The sequence below is a fragment of the Microbacterium sp. ZW3a genome (assembly GCF_057167165.1).
The window spans coordinates 544,212-562,091 of sequence record NZ_CM169903.1; the positions used below are offsets into that span (position 1 = coordinate 544,212).

At 70.0% G+C, this 17,880-nt stretch carries 19 protein-coding genes; 13 read left to right on the forward strand and 6 right to left on the reverse strand.

What is annotated here, in order from left to right; genetic code table 11:
- Nucleotides 1-70: 70 nt before the first annotated feature.
- From ACU6WY_RS02610 to tsaE, 3 genes are read left to right on the forward strand one after another with little or no spacing between them, the layout of a single operon-like run.
- Nucleotides 71-460 (forward strand): holo-ACP synthase, encoded by a 390-nt coding sequence (locus tag ACU6WY_RS02610; protein WP_483820914.1) that lies wholly within the window; start codon nt 71-73, stop codon nt 458-460.
- Nucleotides 457-1,578, forward strand: a complete 1,122-nt coding sequence (gene alr, locus ACU6WY_RS02615; protein ID WP_483820915.1) for an alanine racemase — start codon at nt 457-459, stop codon at nt 1,576-1,578. The genes ACU6WY_RS02610 and alr overlap by 4 nt, the downstream gene beginning before the upstream one ends.
- Complete coding sequence (tsaE, locus tag ACU6WY_RS02620; protein ID WP_483820916.1) at nt 1,575-2,078, forward strand: tRNA (adenosine(37)-N6)-threonylcarbamoyltransferase complex ATPase subunit type 1 TsaE; 504 nt, start codon at nt 1,575-1,577, stop codon at nt 2,076-2,078. Before alr ends, tsaE begins: the two co-directional genes overlap by 4 nt.
- 9 nt (nt 2,079-2,087) lie before the next feature.
- Here the strand turns inward: tsaE and ACU6WY_RS02625 are convergent, their stop codons facing one another.
- On the reverse strand, nt 2,088-3,005 hold the full coding sequence (locus tag ACU6WY_RS02625) for an alpha/beta fold hydrolase (protein ID WP_483820917.1): 918 nt from the start codon (nt 3,003-3,005) through the stop codon (nt 2,088-2,090).
- Nucleotides 3,006-3,204: 199 nt separating this feature from the next.
- Here ACU6WY_RS02625 and tsaB point away from each other — a divergent pair, with 199 nt between their 5' ends.
- Genes tsaB through ACU6WY_RS02645 form a run of 4 tightly spaced genes read left to right on the forward strand, consistent with a single transcriptional unit; the run spans nt 3,205 to nt 5,913 of the window.
- A complete protein-coding gene (gene tsaB, locus ACU6WY_RS02630; RefSeq protein ID WP_483820918.1) occupies nt 3,205-3,831 on the forward strand; it encodes a tRNA (adenosine(37)-N6)-threonylcarbamoyltransferase complex dimerization subunit type 1 TsaB in 627 nt (208 codons plus the stop codon).
- On the forward strand, nt 3,831-4,334 hold the full coding sequence (gene rimI / locus ACU6WY_RS02635; protein ID WP_483820919.1) for a ribosomal protein S18-alanine N-acetyltransferase: 504 nt from the start codon (nt 3,831-3,833) through the stop codon (nt 4,332-4,334). Before tsaB ends, rimI begins: the two co-directional genes overlap by 1 nt.
- Nucleotides 4,334-5,449, forward strand: coding sequence for a tRNA (adenosine(37)-N6)-threonylcarbamoyltransferase complex transferase subunit TsaD (tsaD, locus tag ACU6WY_RS02640; RefSeq protein ID WP_483820920.1), 1,116 nt, complete (start codon nt 4,334-4,336; stop codon nt 5,447-5,449). The genes rimI and tsaD overlap by 1 nt, the downstream gene beginning before the upstream one ends.
- Nucleotides 5,446-5,913, forward strand: coding sequence for a hypothetical protein (locus tag ACU6WY_RS02645; RefSeq protein WP_483820921.1), 468 nt, complete (start codon nt 5,446-5,448; stop codon nt 5,911-5,913). Before tsaD ends, ACU6WY_RS02645 begins: the two co-directional genes overlap by 4 nt.
- 6 nt (nt 5,914-5,919) lie before the next feature.
- On the opposite strand, the gene ACU6WY_RS02650 is transcribed toward ACU6WY_RS02645, so the two are convergent.
- Nucleotides 5,920-7,110 carry a class I SAM-dependent methyltransferase gene (locus ACU6WY_RS02650; RefSeq protein WP_483820922.1) on the reverse strand — a complete coding sequence of 397 codons (1,191 nt, stop codon included), beginning with the start codon at nt 7,108-7,110 and terminating at the stop codon, nt 5,920-5,922.
- 131 nt (nt 7,111-7,241) lie between these two features.
- Here ACU6WY_RS02650 and groES point away from each other — a divergent pair, with 131 nt between their 5' ends.
- From groES to ACU6WY_RS02665, 3 genes are all read left to right on the forward strand, one after another.
- Nucleotides 7,242-7,538, forward strand: a complete 297-nt coding sequence (groES, locus tag ACU6WY_RS02655) for a co-chaperone GroES (protein WP_076491199.1) — start codon at nt 7,242-7,244, stop codon at nt 7,536-7,538.
- A 113-nt stretch (nt 7,539-7,651) separates the two neighbouring features.
- Nucleotides 7,652-8,593, forward strand: coding sequence for an EamA family transporter RarD (rarD, locus tag ACU6WY_RS02660; RefSeq protein ID WP_483820923.1), 942 nt, complete (start codon nt 7,652-7,654; stop codon nt 8,591-8,593).
- 138 nt (nt 8,594-8,731) lie between these two features.
- Entirely contained in the window at nt 8,732-10,012 is a 1,281-nt protein-coding gene (locus ACU6WY_RS02665; protein ID WP_483820924.1) for an ABC transporter substrate-binding protein, read from the forward strand.
- 186 nt (nt 10,013-10,198) lie between these two features.
- Here ACU6WY_RS02665 and ACU6WY_RS02670 read toward each other — a convergent pair whose 3' ends face one another.
- The 4 genes from ACU6WY_RS02670 to ACU6WY_RS02685 are packed head-to-tail and all read right to left on the reverse strand — an operon-like array spanning nt 10,199 to nt 14,238.
- Nucleotides 10,199-10,981, reverse strand: a complete 783-nt coding sequence (locus ACU6WY_RS02670) for an ABC transporter ATP-binding protein (protein ID WP_483820925.1) — start codon at nt 10,979-10,981, stop codon at nt 10,199-10,201.
- Nucleotides 10,978-11,913: an ABC transporter ATP-binding protein gene (locus ACU6WY_RS02675; RefSeq protein WP_483820926.1), complete on the reverse strand. Its 936-nt coding sequence runs from the start codon at nt 11,911-11,913 to the stop codon at nt 10,978-10,980. Before ACU6WY_RS02675 ends, ACU6WY_RS02670 begins: the two co-directional genes overlap by 4 nt.
- Complete coding sequence (locus ACU6WY_RS02680) at nt 11,906-12,886, reverse strand: branched-chain amino acid ABC transporter permease (RefSeq protein WP_483820927.1); 981 nt, start codon at nt 12,884-12,886, stop codon at nt 11,906-11,908. Before ACU6WY_RS02680 ends, ACU6WY_RS02675 begins: the two co-directional genes overlap by 8 nt.
- 11 nt (nt 12,887-12,897) lie before the next feature.
- Complete coding sequence (locus ACU6WY_RS02685) at nt 12,898-14,238, reverse strand: branched-chain amino acid ABC transporter permease (protein WP_483820928.1); 1,341 nt, start codon at nt 14,236-14,238, stop codon at nt 12,898-12,900.
- A 251-nt stretch (nt 14,239-14,489) separates the two neighbouring features.
- Here ACU6WY_RS02685 and guaB point away from each other — a divergent pair, with 251 nt between their 5' ends.
- The 3 genes from guaB to ACU6WY_RS02700 all read left to right on the forward strand — a co-directional run bounded on the left by guaB (nt 14,490) and on the right by ACU6WY_RS02700 (nt 17,872).
- On the forward strand, nt 14,490-15,992 hold the full coding sequence (gene guaB / locus ACU6WY_RS02690; protein WP_483820929.1) for an IMP dehydrogenase: 1,503 nt from the start codon (nt 14,490-14,492) through the stop codon (nt 15,990-15,992).
- 65 nt (nt 15,993-16,057) lie between these two features.
- Complete coding sequence (locus ACU6WY_RS02695; protein WP_483820930.1) at nt 16,058-16,741, forward strand: TMEM175 family protein; 684 nt, start codon at nt 16,058-16,060, stop codon at nt 16,739-16,741.
- Nucleotides 16,742-16,756: 15 nt separating this feature from the next.
- Nucleotides 16,757-17,872, forward strand: coding sequence for a GuaB3 family IMP dehydrogenase-related protein (locus tag ACU6WY_RS02700; RefSeq protein ID WP_483821943.1), 1,116 nt, complete (start codon nt 16,757-16,759; stop codon nt 17,870-17,872).
- Nucleotides 17,873-17,880 lie beyond the last annotated feature (8 nt).

Consider the following 17,880-nt stretch of genomic DNA (forward strand, 5'->3'; position numbering starts at 1 on the left):
GGGTGGGGTGGCGCGACGTCCGGCGCCGTCCTCACGGCAGAATGAACAGGATGCCAGGGAGGGAGGGCGCATGATCGTCGGAATCGGCGTCGACCTGGTCGACGTGCCGCGCTTCGAGCAGCAGCTCGCGCGGACGCCCCGCCTGCTCGCCCGGCTCTTCGCTCCCGCTGAGCGTCTGCTCAAGCCCCGGTCGCTGGCGGCGCGCTACGCCGCGAAAGAAGCGCTGATCAAGGCGCTCGGCGGATCGGACGGGGTGTACTGGGCCGATATCGAGGTGACGCCGGAGCCGTCGGGGCGTCCGACGTTCACGCTGAGCGGCGAGACGGCGGCCACGGTGGCCGCGCGCGGAATCACGGCGCTGCACCTGTCGATGTCGCACGACGCGGCTCTGGCGACGGCCTACGTCATCGCCGAAGCCGGCCCCGTCGCCGCGGAACCCACCCGAGAGGACCCCGCATGAGAATGGCATCCGGAGTGCTGCGCGAAGCGCTCGTCGACGTCGACGCGATCGCCGAGAACGTGCGCCACCTGCGCCGACTCACCGGCGTCGACGTCATCGCGGTCGTCAAGGCCGAGGGGTACGGGCACGGGGCGTACCGCGCGGCGGTGGCGGCACTGCGCGGGGGAGCGACCCGCATCGGCGTTTCCGACATCGAGGAGGCGCGGGCGCTCCGGCGCCGTGGCATCCGCGCCCCGATCTTCGCGTGGCTGCACGCGCCGGGCGCCTCGTTCGTCGAGGCCGTGCGCGACGACATCGAGCTGGGGATCTCCGACATCGACCAGCTGCTGCGTGCCGGAGAGGCGGCGCAGGGCGACCGCCCCGCGGCGGTGCACCTGAAGATCGAGACGGGCCTGTCGCGCAACGGCCTCGCCCCCGCCGACTGGCGCGTGGTGTTCTCGGAGGCCGCGCGGCTCGAGCGGATCGGGCGCGTGCGGGTCGTGGGGCTGTTCTCGCACCTCTCGAACACGAGCGAGGCCGACGACCGCGCCGCGCTCGCGAGGTTCGAGGAGGGCGTGGTGCTCGCCGCGGCCGCCGGGCTGAACCCGCCCCTGCGGCATATCGCGGCGACCCACGCGGCGATCGCCCTCCCCGAGGCGCGGTTGAACAGCGTGCGCATCGGCATCGGCCTCTACGGGGTCTCGCCGTTCGACGACCGCACGCCCGCCGACCTGGGGCTGCGTCCGGCGATGACGCTGCGCGGCGCCGTGGCCGCCGTCCGTCGCGTGCCCGCGGGGACCGGCGTCTCGTACGGCTACGCGTACCGCACGGAGCGCGACACGACGCTCGCCCTCGTTCCGCTGGGCTACGCCGACGGTGTGCCACGGCACGCCTCGGGCCGGGGTCCGGTGTCGATCAACGGCCGCCGCTTCACCGTGGCCGGACGCATCGCCATGGACCAGTTCGTCGTCGATGTCGGCGACCACCCGGTGGCGGTGGGCGACGAGGTCGTGCTCTTCGGCGATCCCACGCTGGGTGTGCCGTCGGCGCGGGACTGGGCGGATGCCGCTGACACCATCGACTATGAGATCGTCACGCGCATCGGTCCGCGCGTGCCGCGACGGGAGGTCGGCGCGTGAGCGTTCCCGACGAGCTGCTCGGCGAGCGTGAGATCGCCGTTTCGGGCGACATGGAAGACCTCGGACGCGCACTCGGTCGCGCCCTCGGGCCCGGCGACGTCGTCGTGCTCACCGGGCCCCTCGGCGCGGGCAAGACGACCCTGACCCGGGGGATCGGCGAGGGACTCGGCATCCGGGGCCCGGTGCAGAGTCCGACGTTCGTCATCGCGCGCACGCACCCGTCGCTGGTCGGCGGTGCGCCCCTCGTGCACGTGGATGCCTACCGGCTCGGCGCCGCGGTCGAGCTCGACGATCTCGACATCGACGTGGAGCACTCGGTGGTCATCGTCGAGTGGGGGCGCGACGTCGCCGACCACCTCGCCGACCAGTGGTGGGAGATCGAGATTGCACGGCAGACCGGGGGGCTCGGCGTCGACAACGCGTGCGGAGAGATCGCCCCCCACACCCTCGACCTCGACGCGGATGCGCCGCGGACGGTGACGATCTCGCGTCGGCCCTGAGAGCTCGGTCTAGGTCGGCTGGCGATCGCGGTGGGGCGCGGCCCGTCGTCCCGGCTCGGCCGTCCACACCTCGCGCAGCGCGCGCAGCGTCTCGTAGGCCTGCTCCACGTGGGCGAAATGCCCGCTGTCCTCGAGCACGCGCTCGGCGTAGTCGGGAAGGGTGCGTCGCGCCACCCGGGCGTCCTTCCGTCCGGCAAACACGTCATGGCGTCCGCGCACGGCGCGCACCGGTGCGGTGATGCGCCGCCAGGCGGCATCATCGTGCGTGCGAGCGGCCCGGGTCGCGGCGAGGAAGGCCGCCGGGCGGATCTCGTCGGCGAGAGCGTCGGACACGGCGGGGTCGACACGATCGGGATGCCGGAAGAGCGGGCGTGCCAGCACGCGCAGGGCACGCGTCCGACGCAGGCCCCGGAGGAGGGGCATGGAGAGCGGGCCCAGGGCGCGGAGGATTCCCATCGCGGTCACCATTCCGGCGAAGGCCGGTAGCCGTAGTGCCCCGGTCACGGGGCGACGGACGACCGCCCGCACTCCGGCGCCGGTCGGGGACACCAGACCCACGGCGACGGTCTGCGCGGGGAAGCGCGCGGCCACGTCGAGTGCGACGACCGCGCCGAGCGAATGCCCGACGATGCGCCAGCGGGGGTAGCCGAGGGCGCGCGCGACGGCGGCGACGGCATCCGCGGTCTGGTCGGCGGTCGGTGCCGGGCCGGGGGACTCTCCCCAGCCGGGCAGGTCGAGCGCGATGACGTCGTCGACGGGGATGCCGAGCCGGTCGGCCGCGGCCAGCAGGGGCGTCCACGTCGTCCACGACCCCGCGGCACCGTGCAGCAGCACGGTGGCGACGGCCCCCTCGGTGCGCCGACCGGCGCGCACGACGACCGGTCCGACGGCCGTGGGCACCACCAGTCGGTGCAGTCCTTGTTCCATACCCCTCATTCGGAGCCGATACCTCTCCCGGATGCCTGCGCACCTCCGGCACTTCCGCGGAGCTGAGGCCGCTGATCCCCGGTGCTGCGCCTTCTGCCGGAGTTGTGCGCCCCGCCGGGCGATGGTCGGACGTGGGCACGGGGCAGCCGTCCGAGCAGCGGGCGACACCCCTGTCGGACGCCCCGGATACCCTGGAACGGTGATCCTCGGCATCGACACCTCCCTCGGCACCGCCGTGGCGGCGATCGCGCGCGACGGCGAGGTCCTCGCCGACGAGCAGAGCGCGAACCCCCTCGGCCACGCCGAGGTGATCGGCGAGCTCCTGCGTCGAGCCGCCACCTCGGCGCCCTCGCACGTCGCGATCGGCATGGGGCCGGGGCCGTTCACGGGGCTGCGCGTGGGCATCGCGACCGCTCGCGCCTACGCGCAGGGCCGCGGCATCCCGGCGGTGCCGGTGCCGAGCCACGACGGCGTCGCTCTCGGCATCCTGCTCTCCGACGCCCTCACGGGCACCGAGACCCCCCGCTTCGCGGTCGTCACCGACGCCCGCCGCAAAGAGTTCGCCTTCAGCGTCTACGACGGCCTCGACGACGACGGACTGCCGGTTCGGATCACGGATGCCACGCTCAGCCCCCGCGACGACCTCGATGCCCGGCTCGCCGAGGCCGGCGCCGTCCGGTACGACGCGACGAGCGTCTCTGCCGCGATGATCGCGCTCGCCGCGGCGCGCGCGCTCGATGCCGGTCGCACCCTCGCGGATACCGAGCCGCTCTACCTGCGCAGCCCCGACGTCGTCGCCGCCCACGCTCCGAAGCGGGTGAGCTGATGCCCACCCGCGCCGCCACCGCCGCCGACCTCGACGCGATCATGGCCCTCGAGCACGCCTCGTTCCCCACCGACGCGTGGAGTCCCGCGATGATGCGCGAGGAGCTGGCGTCGCCGCACGGCTGGTACGTCGTGGTCGAAGAGGCCGGGCGCCTCGTCGGGTATGCGGGACTGCGCGCCGTGCGCGGGTCGCGGGATGCCGACATCCAGACGATCACGATCGCCGAGACCGCGCGTGGTCGGGGGCGCGGGCGGGCGCTCCTGATCGACCTCCTCGCCGAGGCCGAGCGCCGCGGCGTGCACGACGTGTTCCTCGAGGTGCGCGCCGACAACCCCGTCGCGCAGGCGCTGTACGCCTCCGAGGGATTCGCGGAGGTCGGACGCCGCCCGCGGTACTACCAGCCCGACGACGTCGACGCGATCGTGATGCAACTCGACCTGCGGGGGTGGGCCGCGCGACGCACGCCCGACGACGCGGCGACGACCGGAAAAGGATGGTGCTGATGGACGCGCCGCTCGTCCTGGGTATTGAGACCAGCTGCGACGAGACCGGGATCGGGATCGTCCGCGGTCGGCAGCTGCTGAGCAACACGATCGCCTCGAGCATGGACGAACACGCCCGCTACGGCGGGGTCGTGCCCGAGGTTGCTGCCCGGGCGCACCTCGAGGCGCTGCAGCCCTCGATCGACGCCGCGCTCGCCGACGCCGGGGTGACCCTCGCCGACCTCGACGCGGTCGCCGTCACCAGCGGCCCCGGGCTCGCCGGAGCGCTGATGGTGGGGGTCGGGGCGGCGAAGGGTCTCGCCGTCGCCCTCGACAAGCCGCTCTACGCCGTGAACCACCTCGTCGGGCACATCGCCGCCGACATCCTCGACGCCGACGCGGGCGAGCTCGAGTACCCCACCGTCGCCCTGCTCGTGAGCGGCGGGCACACCTCTCTGCTGCTCGTGCGCGATCTCACCAGCGACGTCGAGCTCCTCGGCGAGACGATGGATGACGCCGCGGGCGAGGCATTCGACAAGGTCGCTCGCCTGCTGAAGCTGCCCTATCCCGGCGGCCCCGAGATCGATCGCGTCGCCGCCGCGGGGGATCCCACCGCGATCCGCTTCCCCCGCGGGCTCTCACGCGCGTCCGACATGGCATCCCACCGTTACGACTTCTCGTTCTCGGGGCTCAAGACCGCCGTGGCGCGCTGGGTCGAGCAGCACGAGGCAGCGGGAGAGCCGGTGCCGGTGGCCGATGTGGCCGCGTCGTTCCGCGAGGCCGTGGTCGACGTGCTCGTCACCAAGGCCCTCGACGCGTGCGAGCGGTACGGCGTTCCCCGGTTGCTCCTCGGGGGCGGGGTGATCGCCAACAAGCGCCTGCGCGACGTCGCCCTCGAACGGGCCGCGGCTGCCGGTGTCGCCGTGCGCATCCCGCCCCTGCGGCTCTGCACCGACAACGGCGCGATGATCGCCGCGCTCGCCGCCGAGCTCATCGCCTCGGGCCGGCGCCCGTCGACCCTCGCGTTCGGGGCCGACTCGACGCTGCCGGTGACCGAGATCCAGGTCGCCGAAGATCCGGATGCCACCGCCCCCGGTGCCGCGGAGGCGCCGTCGACGGCCGGGATCGTGTCATGAGCGAGCCGACCCCGCCGAGTCGGCGGGCACGGAAGGCCGCGGCGGAGGCAGTCCCGGCGGGGTCCGCGCCGTCCGGAGTGTCCCCGACCGGTGCCGCGGTGCCGAGCGCGCTCGAGCAGATCGCGGCGGGGGAGGCGCTCGACGACCACCGCCTCCCGACCGCGCAGCTCGAGAGAGCCGCTTTCGGTGAGCACGTGCTGCCGTGGAACCCGCCCCAGCCGACCGCCCCGCCCTCGCTCGCGCCGTGGGCGCTGGCGCTGGCGATCACGGCGCTGGTGGCGTCACTGTTCGTGGGGGTGCTGCTCCCGCTGGGGGTCGTGGGCATCCTCACAGCGATCATGTCGTTGCGTCGCGCGCACGACAGTCGCCGGGTGGCGGTGTGGGCGCTCGTGCTGGCCGCGGTATCGGTCGTCTTCAGCACCGGGTGGCTGCTGTGGGCGCTGCCGCAGTTGCCGGCGGCGTAGTCCGCGTCACCGCACCCGGTCGGCCAGCAGGGCCAGACGGCGGTTCCCGACCCGCGTGAGAATCAGCGTGGCGGATTCCTCGCCGCGCAACGAGAGACGCGTCCGCAGCGTCGCGGGGTCCACGTCGACGCCGCGCTTCTTGATCTCGAGCGTCCCGATGCCGCGCTCCCGCAGCACCCGCGCGAGCTTCTTCGGCTCCGCCGGCACCTCTTCCCGCACCCGGAACGACGACACGAACGGGCTCGTCACGGGCGCGTCCGAGGTGAGGTACGCGATCCCGGGTGCCAGCATCCCGGCCTCCAGTGATCGGGCGACCTCGCCGATCAACCGTGCGCGGATCACCGCTCCGTCGGGCTCGTGCACGAAGGCGCCGAGCTCGCGCTGCTGCACGTCAGGTGTATCGGCGGGCGCGGTGAGCTCCCACGCGTCGTCTCCTCGAACCACCAGCGCGGCACGCCGCACTCCGGGCCGAGCGAGTCTCCCCGCCCACAGAACGAGCTCGATCGTCGATCCGTCGGCGCTGATCCACTGAGCTTCGACGTCGGCCGGGATCAGCTCGCGGTCGAAAGCCGGGCCGAGCTTCACGCCACCGGGCATCCCCTGCAGCAGGCGGAACACCCAGTCCAGCGACGGCGACCATTGCTCGGACGAGACGCGGCGGGTCTGGCCGTGCCCGGGAGTACGGCGGGCGGGGTCGAGCCACACCGCGTCGATGTCGCGAAGGTCGGCATCTTCGGCGCGGCCGTGTGCGACGGTTGCACTCTCACCGAACGGGGCCAGGTTGTAGGCCGCGATCGCGGCCGTGACCTCGTCGGCGTCGACGGCGTGCACCCGGATGCCGAGACCCGCCATTCCGAGGGCGTCGCCGCCGATCCCGCAGCCGAGGTCGGCCGTGCTCGCGATGCCCGCGGCCCGGAAGCGGCCCGCGTGGCGGGCGGCGATGGACAGCCGGGTCGCCTGCTCGAGCCCGGCGCGGGTGAAGAGCATGCGATCGGCAAAGGGTCCGAACTTCGCGGCGGCGCGGTCGCGCAGCCGGGCCTGCCCCACCACCGCGGAGACGAGGTCGGGGGAGTGACCGGCCGCCCGGAGTCGTGACACGGCGCGCGCGGCCTCGTCGGTGGAGGAGAGGGGCCCGATCTCGTCGAGGAGGCGGAGTCCGTCGGGCGTGAGCAGGGCCGTCAGCTCGCTGGTGTCCACCGAGCCAGCCTAGGCGCGGAATGTGTTGGCACTCGCGTTGCGTGAGTGCCAGGGCTTCTCTACACTCGAATTAGCACTCTCCCCGCGTGAGTGCTGACAAGTCTTCTGTAACGAGAAAGAAGAGGTAGACCGTGTCGGTTTCCATCAAGCCGCTCGAGGACCGCATCGTCATCAAGCAGGTCGAGGCTGAGCAGACCACGGCGAGTGGTCTCGTCATCCCCGACACCGCCAAGGAGAAGCCGCAGGAGGGCGAGGTCGTCGCCGTCGGCCCCGGTCGCATCGACGACAACGGCAACCGTGTCCCCCTCGACGTCACCGTCGGCGACCGCGTGCTCTACAGCAAGTACGGCGGCACCGAGGTCAAGTTCGGCGCCGACGAGTACCTCGTGCTCTCGGCCCGCGATGTTCTCGCGGTGGTCGTGCGCTGATCGCACTGCAACTGTCTCGAAACCCCGGATGCCTCGGCATCCGGGGTTTCGTCTTTGTCAGGCGCGGGCCCTCGGGGCGGATCCGCCCGGGCACGCGCGCCTAGGCTGAGGACGTGACCCTCCCCTCCTCGCCCCCCGCTGCGGGAGCTCTCCGCGGAGGCCTGTTCGCTCTCGCCGCCTACCTGCTGTGGGGTTTCCTGCCGCTGTACTTTCTGCTCCTGCGGCCGACCGAGGCCTGGGAGATCGTCGCGTGGCGCATCGTGCTGGCGTTCGTGTTCTGCCTGCTTCTGCTGACGGTGCTGCGGGGGTGGCGTCCGTTCCTGGCGATCATTCGCCGGCCCCGGTTGCTGGGTCTCACGGCCCTGGCGGGCGTGCTCATCTATGTGAACTGGCAGACCTACCTCATCGGTACCCTGACGGGTCACGTCATCGAGACGAGCCTCGGGTACTTCATCAACCCGATCGTCACGGTCCTGCTGGCGGTGACCGTGCTGCGCGAGCGTCTCCGCCTGGTGCCGTGGATCGCGATCGGGCTGGCCGTCGTGGCCATCGCTGTCATCGTCGTGGGTTACGGCAGATTCCCGTGGATCGCGCTCACCCTCGCGCTGTCGTTCGGCGTCTACGGGCTGGTCAAGAAGCAGATCGGGCCGTCGGTGGATGCCGTCAGCGGACTCACCCTCGAATCGTTCTGGCTCCTGCCGATCGCGGTCGCCCAGCTGGTGATCGTGGCCGCGACCACCGGCCTGACCATGGGGACGCAGGGGCCCGTGCACACCGCGCTCCTCGCGTCTGCGGGGGCTATCACCGCGATTCCGCTGCTGCTCTTCGCCGCAGGGGCGCGCCGTGCGCCCCTCAGCGTCCTGGGGCTCATTCAGTTCGTCGCCCCGATCCTGCAGTTCGCCATCGGCGTGTGGGTTCTGGGCGAACCGATGACCGTCGAGCGGTGGATCGGATTCGGGCTGGTATGGCTGGCGCTGGCGCTGCTCAGCATCGACTCCGTGGTGGCGGCGCGGCGGCGGCGGCCCGCCATACCCGACGTCACCGAACCCGTCTAGAGGGCGTTATGACGCCGTGACCTCGGCGACGCACATCGTTAACGAACGGCAACACGGCGAAAACGTGCAGACGATTAGGTTTAGGACACCAGGCGGCGCCGTTGCGCCGCCCAACGTTCATCCACAGCAAGGAGCACTATGAGCGTCTTCACGCGTACGCGCGCTGGCAAGGCCCTGGGCGGTATCGCCCTGGTCGGTGCCAGCGCGCTCGTCCTCGCCGGTTGCGCCGGAGGCGGCGACGCCGCCGCGCCCAGCGCTTCGTCCGGCGGAGGCGCCGTGTCGGAAGCCGACGGAACCTTCCACGTCGGTACCATCCTGCCCGCCACCGGAAACCTCGCCTTCCTCGGCCCGCCCGAGGTCGCGGGTGTGAAGCTCGCGATCCAGGACATCGAGGCCACGGGCGACGCGTTCCCGTTCTCCGTCCAGCTCACCGAGCGTGACTCGGGTGACACCACGACCGACATCGCCACGCAGTCGGCGAGCGAGCTCGTCGACGCCAGCGCCGACGTCGTCATCGGTGCCGCGTCGTCGGGTGTGTCGTTCACGTTCATCGACCAGCTGGTCGATGCGGGCGTCGTGCAGATCTCGCCCGCGAACACCTCGCCCGACTTCACCACCTACGACGACGACGGCTACTACTGGCGCACGGCTCCGTCCGACGTCCTGCAGGGTCGCGTGCTCGGAAACCTCATGACCGGTGATGGTGCCGCCAACGTCGGCATCATCTACATCAACGACCCGTACGGCATCGGCCTGAAGGACAACGCGACCACCGCCATCGAGGCCGCCGGTGGCGAGGTCTCGGTCTCCGTCCCGTACAACCCGGGTGACACGGTGTTCACGTCGCAGGTCGACGAGCTCCTGGCCGCTCAGCCCGACGCGATCGCCGTGATCGCGTTCGAGGAGACCTCCTCGATCATCCCGCAGCTGGTCAACACCCAGGGCTTCCCGGGGTCGAAGGTCTACTTCGTCGACGGCAACCTGTCCAACTCGTACGAGTTCGCCGCGGGCACGCTCGAGGGCGCCAAGGGCACCCTGCCCGGTAACCCCGCCGACACCGAGTTCCAGGCCCGCCTCCTGGAGGTCGACCCCGCTCTGACCGACTTCAGCTACGCGCCGGAGTCGTACGACGCGGTCATCGTGGCGGCCCTCGCCGCCGCGCAGGCCAAGGATGACTCGGGCACCGCGATCCGCGACAACCTGCAGTCGGTCACCGAGGGTGGCGAGAAGTGCACGACCTTCGCCGACTGCCTCGCGCTGATCAACGAGGGCACCGACATCGACTACGACGGTGTCTCCGGCCCGATCACGTTCGACGAGAACGGTGACCCGACCGAGGCGTACATCGGTATCTACCAGTACGGTGCCGACAACAAGTACACCCTCCTCAACACGGAGTTCGGCTCGCTCACCGAGTGACCTGACACCGCAACGACGGGCCCGGATCCTTCAGGATCCGGGCCCGTTCGCGTGCGCCGAGAACGTGGCATCCGGAACATGCCACCGACGGCATACACGGCGCGACGCCCGACGGGGTCACCTGATCCCGGGCACATACGACAGCGCCCCGCGGCCGAGGCCACGGGGCGCTGTGAGGAGCTGTCGTCAGTCGATCGGGGGCTGCTTGGCGCTGTCGCGCTTGGCATCTTCATCAGCGGCCAGCGTGCCGAGGTACAGCTCGATGACGCGGGGGTCCGTGAGCAGCTCCCGGCCGGTGCCGGTGTACGCGTCCTTGCCCTGGTCGAGCACATAGGCCCGGTGGCAGATCTGCAGGCAGCGGCGGGCGTTCTGCTCGACCATGATGATCGTCACGCCCGCGCGGTTGATCTCCGCCACGCGCAGGAACGTCTCGTCCTGACGCACGGGGGAGAGGCCCGCTGACGGCTCGTCGAGCAGCAGTACCGACGGGTCCATCATCAGCGCGCGGCCCATGGCGACCATCTGACGCTCACCGCCCGAGAGGGAGCCCGCGCGCTGGCGGCGTCGTTTGGCAAGCTCGGGGAACAGGCCCGCGACGAACTCGAACCGTTCGGTGAAGACCTTGGGGCGCTGGAAGAGGCCCATCTGCAGGTTCTCTTCGATCGACAGGCTCGGGAACACGTTGTTGTTCTGCGGCACCATGCCGACGCCCTTGCCGACGAGCTTGTCGGCCTTGAGCGAGGTGATGTCCTCACCGTTGAGCAGCACGGCCCCGCCGCGGATCTTCACCTGACCGAAGATCGCCTTGAGCAGTGTCGACTTGCCGGCGCCGTTCGGGCCGATGATGCCGATGAGATCGCCCTGGTAGGCGTCGACCGAGCAGCCGTTGAGGATGTTCACCCCGGGCAAATATCCGGCGACGAGGTCGTCGGTGCGCAGCACCGCGGTGCGGGTGGCGGTGGCGGTCATCGGAGCTTTCCGTCCTTTTCGTCGGCGGCGAGCTCGGCATCGGTCTCGGCCGTCGCCTCCGCCTCGATCGTCGCGATCTGCGAGGTGGTCATGTCGCCGAGGTCGGTGTCGTGGTGAGCACCGAGGTAGGCGTCGATGACGGCCTGGTCGCTCATGACGGTCTCGGGCGGCCCCTCGGCCACCACGCGTCCTTCGGCCATCACGACGACCCAGTCCGAGATGTGTCGGACCATGTGCATGTCGTGCTCGACGAACAGCACCGTCATGCCCTCGCGTTTGAGGTCGAGGATGTGGCCCAGCAGGCTCTGGGTGAGGGCCGGGTTCACCCCGGCCATCGGCTCATCGAGCATCACGAGCGTGGGCTTGCTCATCAGTGCGCGCGCCATCTCGAGGAGCTTGCGCTGGCCGCCCGAGAGCGAGGCAGCGAAGTCCTCCCGCTTGGCATCCAGCTTGAACCGCCGTAGCAGGTCGTCGGCTCGCTCCGTGTTCGACTTCTCCTGCGAACGCCAGATCGCGGGGATCATGGCGCGGAAGATGTTCTCTCCCTTTTGCCCGCGGGCGCCCAGCAGCATGTTCTCGAGCACCGAGAGACGGCCCAGCGACTTCGTGAGCTGGAACGTGCGCACCATGCCCTTGCGCGACACCTTGAATGCCGGGACGCCCGCGAGGTTGGACCCCTCGAAACTCCAGCTCCCGGTGTTCGGCTTGTCGAAGCCGGTGAGCAGATTGAACAGGGTGGTCTTGCCGGCGCCGTTGGGGCCGATGAGCGCGGTGATGTGCCCGCGCGGGATTTCGAGGTGTTCGACGTCGACGGCCTTGAGCCCGCCGAACTGCCGCGTGACACCGTCGGCGACGACGATCGGATCGACCTTCGCGCAGCCGGGGCCGACCTCGCCCTTCACCAGGGGGTGGGTGACGGTCGTGTCAGACATTGAACGACAGCTCCTTCTTATTGCCGAAGATTCCCTGTGGCCGGAAGATCACGAGGAGCATGAGCCCGAGTCCCACGAGGATGAAGCGCACCTGCCCGGCCTGGGTGGTGCTCATGAAGCCCAGGATGCCGACGTCTCGAAGACCCACGATGATGCCGTTCGAGAGCGACAGGAGCACCCAGAACAGGGCGGCGCCGACGATCGGTCCGAGCAACGTCGCCGCGCCACCGAGCAGCAGCGCGGTCCAGATGAAGAACGTCAGGGCCGTGCCGTAGTTTCCGGGCTGGACGGCGCGGGGGAGGATGAACACGACGCCGGCCAGACCGCCCATGACACCACCGAGCACGAGCGCCTGCATCTTGTACGAGTAGACGTTCTTGCCGAGACTGCGCACGGCATCCTCGTCTTCACGGATGCCCTTGACCACGCGGCCCCACGGGCTGCGCATGAGGATCCAGACGAGCAGGGTGGCGAGGGCCACGAGGCCCCAGCCGAACAGGCGCACCCACCAGTCGTTCTCCGAGTAGGTCCACGGGCCGATGCCGTACGTGCCCTCCGGGAGCGGGTTCAGCTCCTGGAAGTCGCGGTTGTACCCGTTGAGGCCCTGTGAGCCGCCCGTGACGTCGGTCAACCCGACGGTGGAGACGACGTAGCGGATGATCTCCGCCGCGGCGATCGTGACGATCGCGAGGTAGTCGGCGCGTAGACGCAGGGTCGGGATGCCGAGGATGAACGCGAACAGCACCGACGCGACGATGGCGATGAGGATCGCCAGCCACACGGGGGCGGACAGCGACAGGGTGGCGATAGCGAAGGCGTAGGCGCCGACCGCCATGAAGCCGGCCTGACCGAAGTTCAGCAGGCCTGCGTAGCCGAAGTGGACGCTCAGGCCGATGGCGGCGAGGGCGTAGGCCGCGGTGGTCGGGCTGATGAGCTCGCCCGCGGCGTTGTTGAGAATCGAAAGCCAGTCCATGTCGTTCTTCCTCAGCCGATCCGCTCTTTACGACCGAGCACACCCTGCGGCCGGAACAGCAGCACGCCGATGAGCACGATCAATGCCACCGCGTACCGAAGGTCCGGGGGGATGACGATGGTGGACAGTTCCGTGATGATGCCAATGATGAGCGAGCCGACGAGCGCGCCGAACGCGCTGCCGAGACCACCGAGGGTGACGGCGGCGAACAGCAGCAGCAGGATGGCGAAGCCCATGTCCCAGGTGACACCGCGGTAGAGGCCGTAGAGCACGCCGGAGAGGCCGGTGAGGCCTCCCGCCATCATCCAGACGATGCGGATGACACGGTCGACGTTGATTCCGGATGCCGCGGCCAGCGAGGCGTTGTCGCTCACGGCGCGCGTGGCCTTACCGATGCGGGTGCGGGTCAGGAAGTACGCGACGGCACCGAGCATGACGACACTCACGCCCATGCTGATGAGCGAGGCCAGCGTGATGGTCACGGGCCCGATCGTGACGTTCTCGGTGATGCCCGTGTTGATGTTCTGCGTGCCTCCGCCGAAGAAGAAGAGGTAGAGGTAGCGCAGCACGATCGAGAGTCCGATCGTGACAATCAGCACTTGGACCAACCCCACCCCGCGTCTGCGGAGAGGTTTGAACAGCACGGCATCCTGTGTCCAGCCGAGCGCGACCGACAGGGCGAGGGTCAGCAGGACCGCGAGGATGATGTTCCAGCCCATCGCGGTGAAGACGTAGAAGATGATCGCGCCGAACGTGAGCATCTCGCCGTGCGCGAAGTTGTTGACGCCGGTCGTGCCGAAGATGAGCGAGATGCCGATGGCGGCCAGCGCCAGCAGCAGGCCGAAGTTCAGGCCGTAGATGAAGCGCGTGAACAGGGTGTCCCAGAAGGATCCCGTGGCGGTGGTGCCTTCGCCGGTCGGGAAGAGCACGTTGACCGTGTTGGTCGTGCCGATCGTCACGTCGCGCGTGATGTTGTCGGGGTCGCGCGGGGTGACGCCGTCGGGGAGCGACTCGACGTTCAGGGTCGCGGTGTACTCGCCGGGCCCGGGCACCGAAACCGCCCAGCGCCCGTCAGACGCGGTCGTGCCGACCTCCGAGAAGCCGGAGCCTTCGACCGTGACTTCGACGCCCGCGAGCGGCTCATCCTCCGCCTGGATGATGCCGCCGATCGTGTATTGCGTTGAAATGTCGCCCGTGCCCGTGGTGGCGGCGGGGGTCGGTGTCGTCTGCGCGCTGGCGGGGGCCGCGAGGAGCAGGCTCAGGACAGCGACGGCGCTGGCCAGGAGTGAAACGACGAAGGCTAGACGGGGAAGGGTGCGCGATCGTGTCGCGGTGGGGGAGGAATGACCCACGGAGTCTCCAGTTCGGCAACGCTGACGATGTCGTCTCGTCAGCTTCGACGATCGACGCTACGAGCGTAATGTGTCGATCGTGTTTCGAGCCGTCGCCGTTAGCTAACCGTGTCGTTGTGGTTGCGTGTTGCGGCCAGACTCGCCGGGAATGAATCCGGGCCGCGCGGCGCTTAGAATTCACAGAGGAGCGCCGTGTGCGCGCCGGTCGACGTCGTCCTTTTCGAGCAGGCGCCGCGTGCGCAGGAGGATCCATGGAGCAGCACGACCCCTTCGGTTTCGTTGGACTGACCTACGACGATGTGCTCCTCCTTCCGGGACACACCGACGTCATTCCCAGTGAGGCCGACACCTCATCGCGCCTCACCCGGCGCATCACCGTGGCGACGCCGCTGCTGTCATCCGCGATGGATACGGTCACCGAGGGGCGCATGGCGATCGCCATCGCGCGCCAGGGGGGCATCGGCATCGTGCACCGAAACCTCTCCATCGAGGATCAGGCCGCCATCGTCGACCAGGTCAAGCGCAGCGAGTCGGGCATGGTCTCCAACCCGATCACGACGACTCCCGACGCCACCGTCGCCGAGGTCGACGCGATGTGCGCGCAGTACCGCATCTCGGGCCTGCCAGTGGTCGATCCCGACGGCGTCCTGGTGGGCATCATCACCAACCGCGACATGCGCTTCGTGTCGGGCTTCGAGCGCCAGACCACGAAGGTCAAGGACGTGATGACGAAGGAGGGCCTCATCACCGGGCCCGTCGGCATCCATGCCAATGACGTCATCGCCACCTTCGCGAAGCACCGCGTCGAGAAGCTGCCGCTGGTCGATGACGAGGGCAAGCTGGCCGGCCTCATCACCATCAAGGACTTCGACAAGAGCGAGAAGTACCCGCTCGCCACGAAAGACGAGCAGGGGCGCCTGCGCGTGGGCGCTGCCATCGGATTCTTCGGCGACGCCTGGCAGCGCGCTGAGGCGCTGCGCGACGCGGGCGTCGACGTGCTCGTCGTCGATACCGCCAACGGTCAGTCCGCCGGAGTCATCGACATCGTCCGCCGCCTCAAGGCCGACGAGTCGTTCGCGCACGTCGATGTGATCGGCGGCAACGTCGCGACCCGCGAGGGCGCCCAGGCGCTCATCGATGCGGGCGTGGATGCCGTGAAGGTCGGCGTCGGACCGGGGTCGATCTGCACCACGCGCGTCGTGGCGGGTGTCGGCGTCCCCCAGGTCACCGCGATCTACGAGGCCGCGCAGGCGGCCATCCCCGCCGGCGTTCCCGTGATCGCCGACGGCGGGCTGCAGTACTCGGGCGACATCGCCAAGGCGCTCGTCGCCGGGGCCGACACCGTCATGCTCGGTTCGCTCCTCGCCGGCACCGACGAGTCGCCGGGCGAGATCGTTTTCCAGGGGGGGAAGCAGTTCAAGCAGTACCGCGGCATGGGCTCGCTCGGCGCGCTGCAGACCCGCGGGAAGAAGACCTCGTACTCGAAGGACCGCTACTTCCAGGCCGACGTCCCCAGCGACGACAAGCTCATCCCCGAGGGCATTGAAGGCCAGGTACCGTATCGCGGCCCCGTCTCGGCGGTGGCATACCAGCTCATCGGCGGTCTGCGGCAGTCGATGTTCTACGTCGGTGCGCGCACCGTCGACGAACTCAAGACGAAGGGCCGCTTCGTGCGGATCACGTCGGCGGGGCTGAAGGAGTCGCACCCGCACGACGTGCAGATCGTCGTCGAGGCGCCGAACTACAAGAAATAGCGCCTGCGGGCCGGGCGGGAGACCGTCCGGCTCCTCGATGTCGTGGCCGGGGCTACGCTGTGCGCATGATCCGGCGCACGAGGCATCCTGAAGCCACCGTGTCGGCGCGGCGGGCCGAGGCGTACACCGACGGCGTCTTCGCCATCGCTGCGACGCTGCTCGTGCTCGGCCTCACCTCGCAGTCGCTCGGCTCGATCGCGTCGGAGGCCGACCTCGTGGCGGCGTTGGCGGGCCTGCTCCACCCCGTGTTCACCTTCGTCATCAGCTTCCTCATCCTGTGCGTGATGTGGATGACGCACGTCCGGCAGTTCGAGTGGATCGCCCGGATCGACGACACGGGGATGTGGATCAACAACCTGCGTCTGCTTCTGATCGTGCTGGTGCCGTTCACGTCGTCGCTCGCCACGGACTACTCCGACTACCTGATCGGTCGGGTGGTGCTTCCCGTGAACTTCTTCCTCGCCATCGTCGCGGGGTGGATGCAGTGGGCATGGGCGGTGCGATCGGGGGCGATCCCCGATCTGACGCGGGACGACGCTCGGCGCCTCGGTCGGGCGGGGCTCAGCGCGGTGCTGATCAGCGGTGTGGCCGTGCTGTTCAGTCCGCTCGTCGGATCCACGGCCTTCCTGCTGTTCCTCCTCGACGGTCCACTCACTCGCCTGTTGCGCGGGACCGATGCGCCCGTGGACGCGGTCGGCGCGACGGGGCAGGATGGGGACGGCGCCGGGGGCGGCGGAGGGCGCGGGTAGGCTGGGGGAGTGACCATGGAGATCGATCTCGGCCGCGCCAAGCGTGCCCGCCGCGCCTACACCTTCGACGACATCGCCGTCGTTCCCTCGCGGCGCACGCGCAACCCGGAAGACGTGTCGACGGCCTGGACCATCGACGCCTTCCCGTTCGAGATCCCGGTGCTCGGTGCTCCGATGGACTCAGTCGTCAGCCCCCGCACCGCGATTGAGCTCGGCCGCCTCGGCGGCTTGGGGGTTCTCGACCTCGAGGGTCTGTGGACGCGCTACGACGACCCCGAGCCCCTGCTCGCCGAGATCGCGGGCCTCCCGGATTCCGAGGCGACGCGGCGCATGCAGCAGTTGTACTCCGAGCCGATCAAGCCCGAGCTGGTGCGCGATCGTCTCGCCGAGATCCGGGCTGCGGGTGTCACCGTGGCCGGTGCCCTCACGCCGCAGCGCACGCACGACCTCTACGAGACGGTCGTCGCCGCGGGCGTCGACCTCTTCGTCATCCGTGGCACCACGGTGTCGGCCGAGCACGTCTCCAGCGTTGCTGAGCCGCTGAACCTCAAGAAGTTCATCTACGACCTCGACGTTCCGGTCATCGTGGGCGGAGCGGCCACCTACACCGCGGCCCTCCACCTCATGCGCACGGGAGCCGCGGGTGTTCTCGTGGGCTTCGGCGGCGGCGCGGCGTCGACGACCCGCGTCACTCTGGGGCTGCACGCTCCCATGGCCACCGCGGTGGCCGACGTCGCCGGCGCACGCCGCGACTACCTCGACGAGTCGGGCGGGCGCTACGTCCACGTCATCGCCGACGGCGGTGTGGGTACGTCGGGTGACATCGTCAAGGCGCTGGCGATGGGCGCCGACGCGGTCATGCTCGGAGTCGCGCTCGCGCGCGCCACCGACGCACCCGGTCGCGGGTTCCACTGGGGTCCCGAGGCTCACCACTCCAAGCTTCCGCGCGGACACCGCGTGGCCGTGGACCGCATCGGTCCCCTCGAGCAGGTGCTCTATGGCCCCGCTCCGGTGGCCGACGGCACCGCGAACCTCATCGGCGCGCTGCGGAAGTCGATGGCCACGACCGGGTACTCCGACCTCAAGGAATTCCAGCGCGTCGAGGTCGTCGTCGCGCCCTACGGGCACTGATGCCGGAG

What these genes read in the sequence shown, in the direction of transcription:
- ACU6WY_RS02610 (WP_483820914.1), top strand. Translation starts at nt 71, where the DNA reads ATGATCGTCGGAATCGGCGTCGACCTGGTCGACGTGCCGCGCTTCGAG.
- alr (WP_483820915.1), top strand. Translation starts at nt 457, where the DNA reads ATGAGAATGGCATCCGGAGTGCTGCGCGAAGCGCTCGTCGACGTCGAC.
- ACU6WY_RS02625 (WP_483820917.1), bottom strand. Translation starts at nt 3,005, where the DNA reads ATGGAACAAGGACTGCACCGACTGGTGGTGCCCACGGCCGTCGGACCG.
- rimI (WP_483820919.1), top strand. Translation starts at nt 3,831, where the DNA reads ATGCCCACCCGCGCCGCCACCGCCGCCGACCTCGACGCGATCATGGCC.
- tsaD (WP_483820920.1), top strand. Translation starts at nt 4,334, where the DNA reads ATGGACGCGCCGCTCGTCCTGGGTATTGAGACCAGCTGCGACGAGACC.
- ACU6WY_RS02645 (WP_483820921.1), top strand. Translation starts at nt 5,446, where the DNA reads ATGAGCGAGCCGACCCCGCCGAGTCGGCGGGCACGGAAGGCCGCGGCG.
- ACU6WY_RS02665 (WP_483820924.1), top strand. Translation starts at nt 8,732, where the DNA reads ATGAGCGTCTTCACGCGTACGCGCGCTGGCAAGGCCCTGGGCGGTATC.
- ACU6WY_RS02670 (WP_483820925.1), bottom strand. Translation starts at nt 10,981, where the DNA reads ATGACCGCCACCGCCACCCGCACCGCGGTGCTGCGCACCGACGACCTC.
- ACU6WY_RS02675 (WP_483820926.1), bottom strand. Translation starts at nt 11,913, where the DNA reads ATGTCTGACACGACCGTCACCCACCCCCTGGTGAAGGGCGAGGTCGGC.
- ACU6WY_RS02680 (WP_483820927.1), bottom strand. Translation starts at nt 12,886, where the DNA reads ATGGACTGGCTTTCGATTCTCAACAACGCCGCGGGCGAGCTCATCAGC.
- guaB (WP_483820929.1), top strand. Translation starts at nt 14,490, where the DNA reads ATGGAGCAGCACGACCCCTTCGGTTTCGTTGGACTGACCTACGACGAT.
- ACU6WY_RS02695 (WP_483820930.1), top strand. Translation starts at nt 16,058, where the DNA reads ATGATCCGGCGCACGAGGCATCCTGAAGCCACCGTGTCGGCGCGGCGG.
- ACU6WY_RS02700 (WP_483821943.1), top strand. Translation starts at nt 16,757, where the DNA reads ATGGAGATCGATCTCGGCCGCGCCAAGCGTGCCCGCCGCGCCTACACC.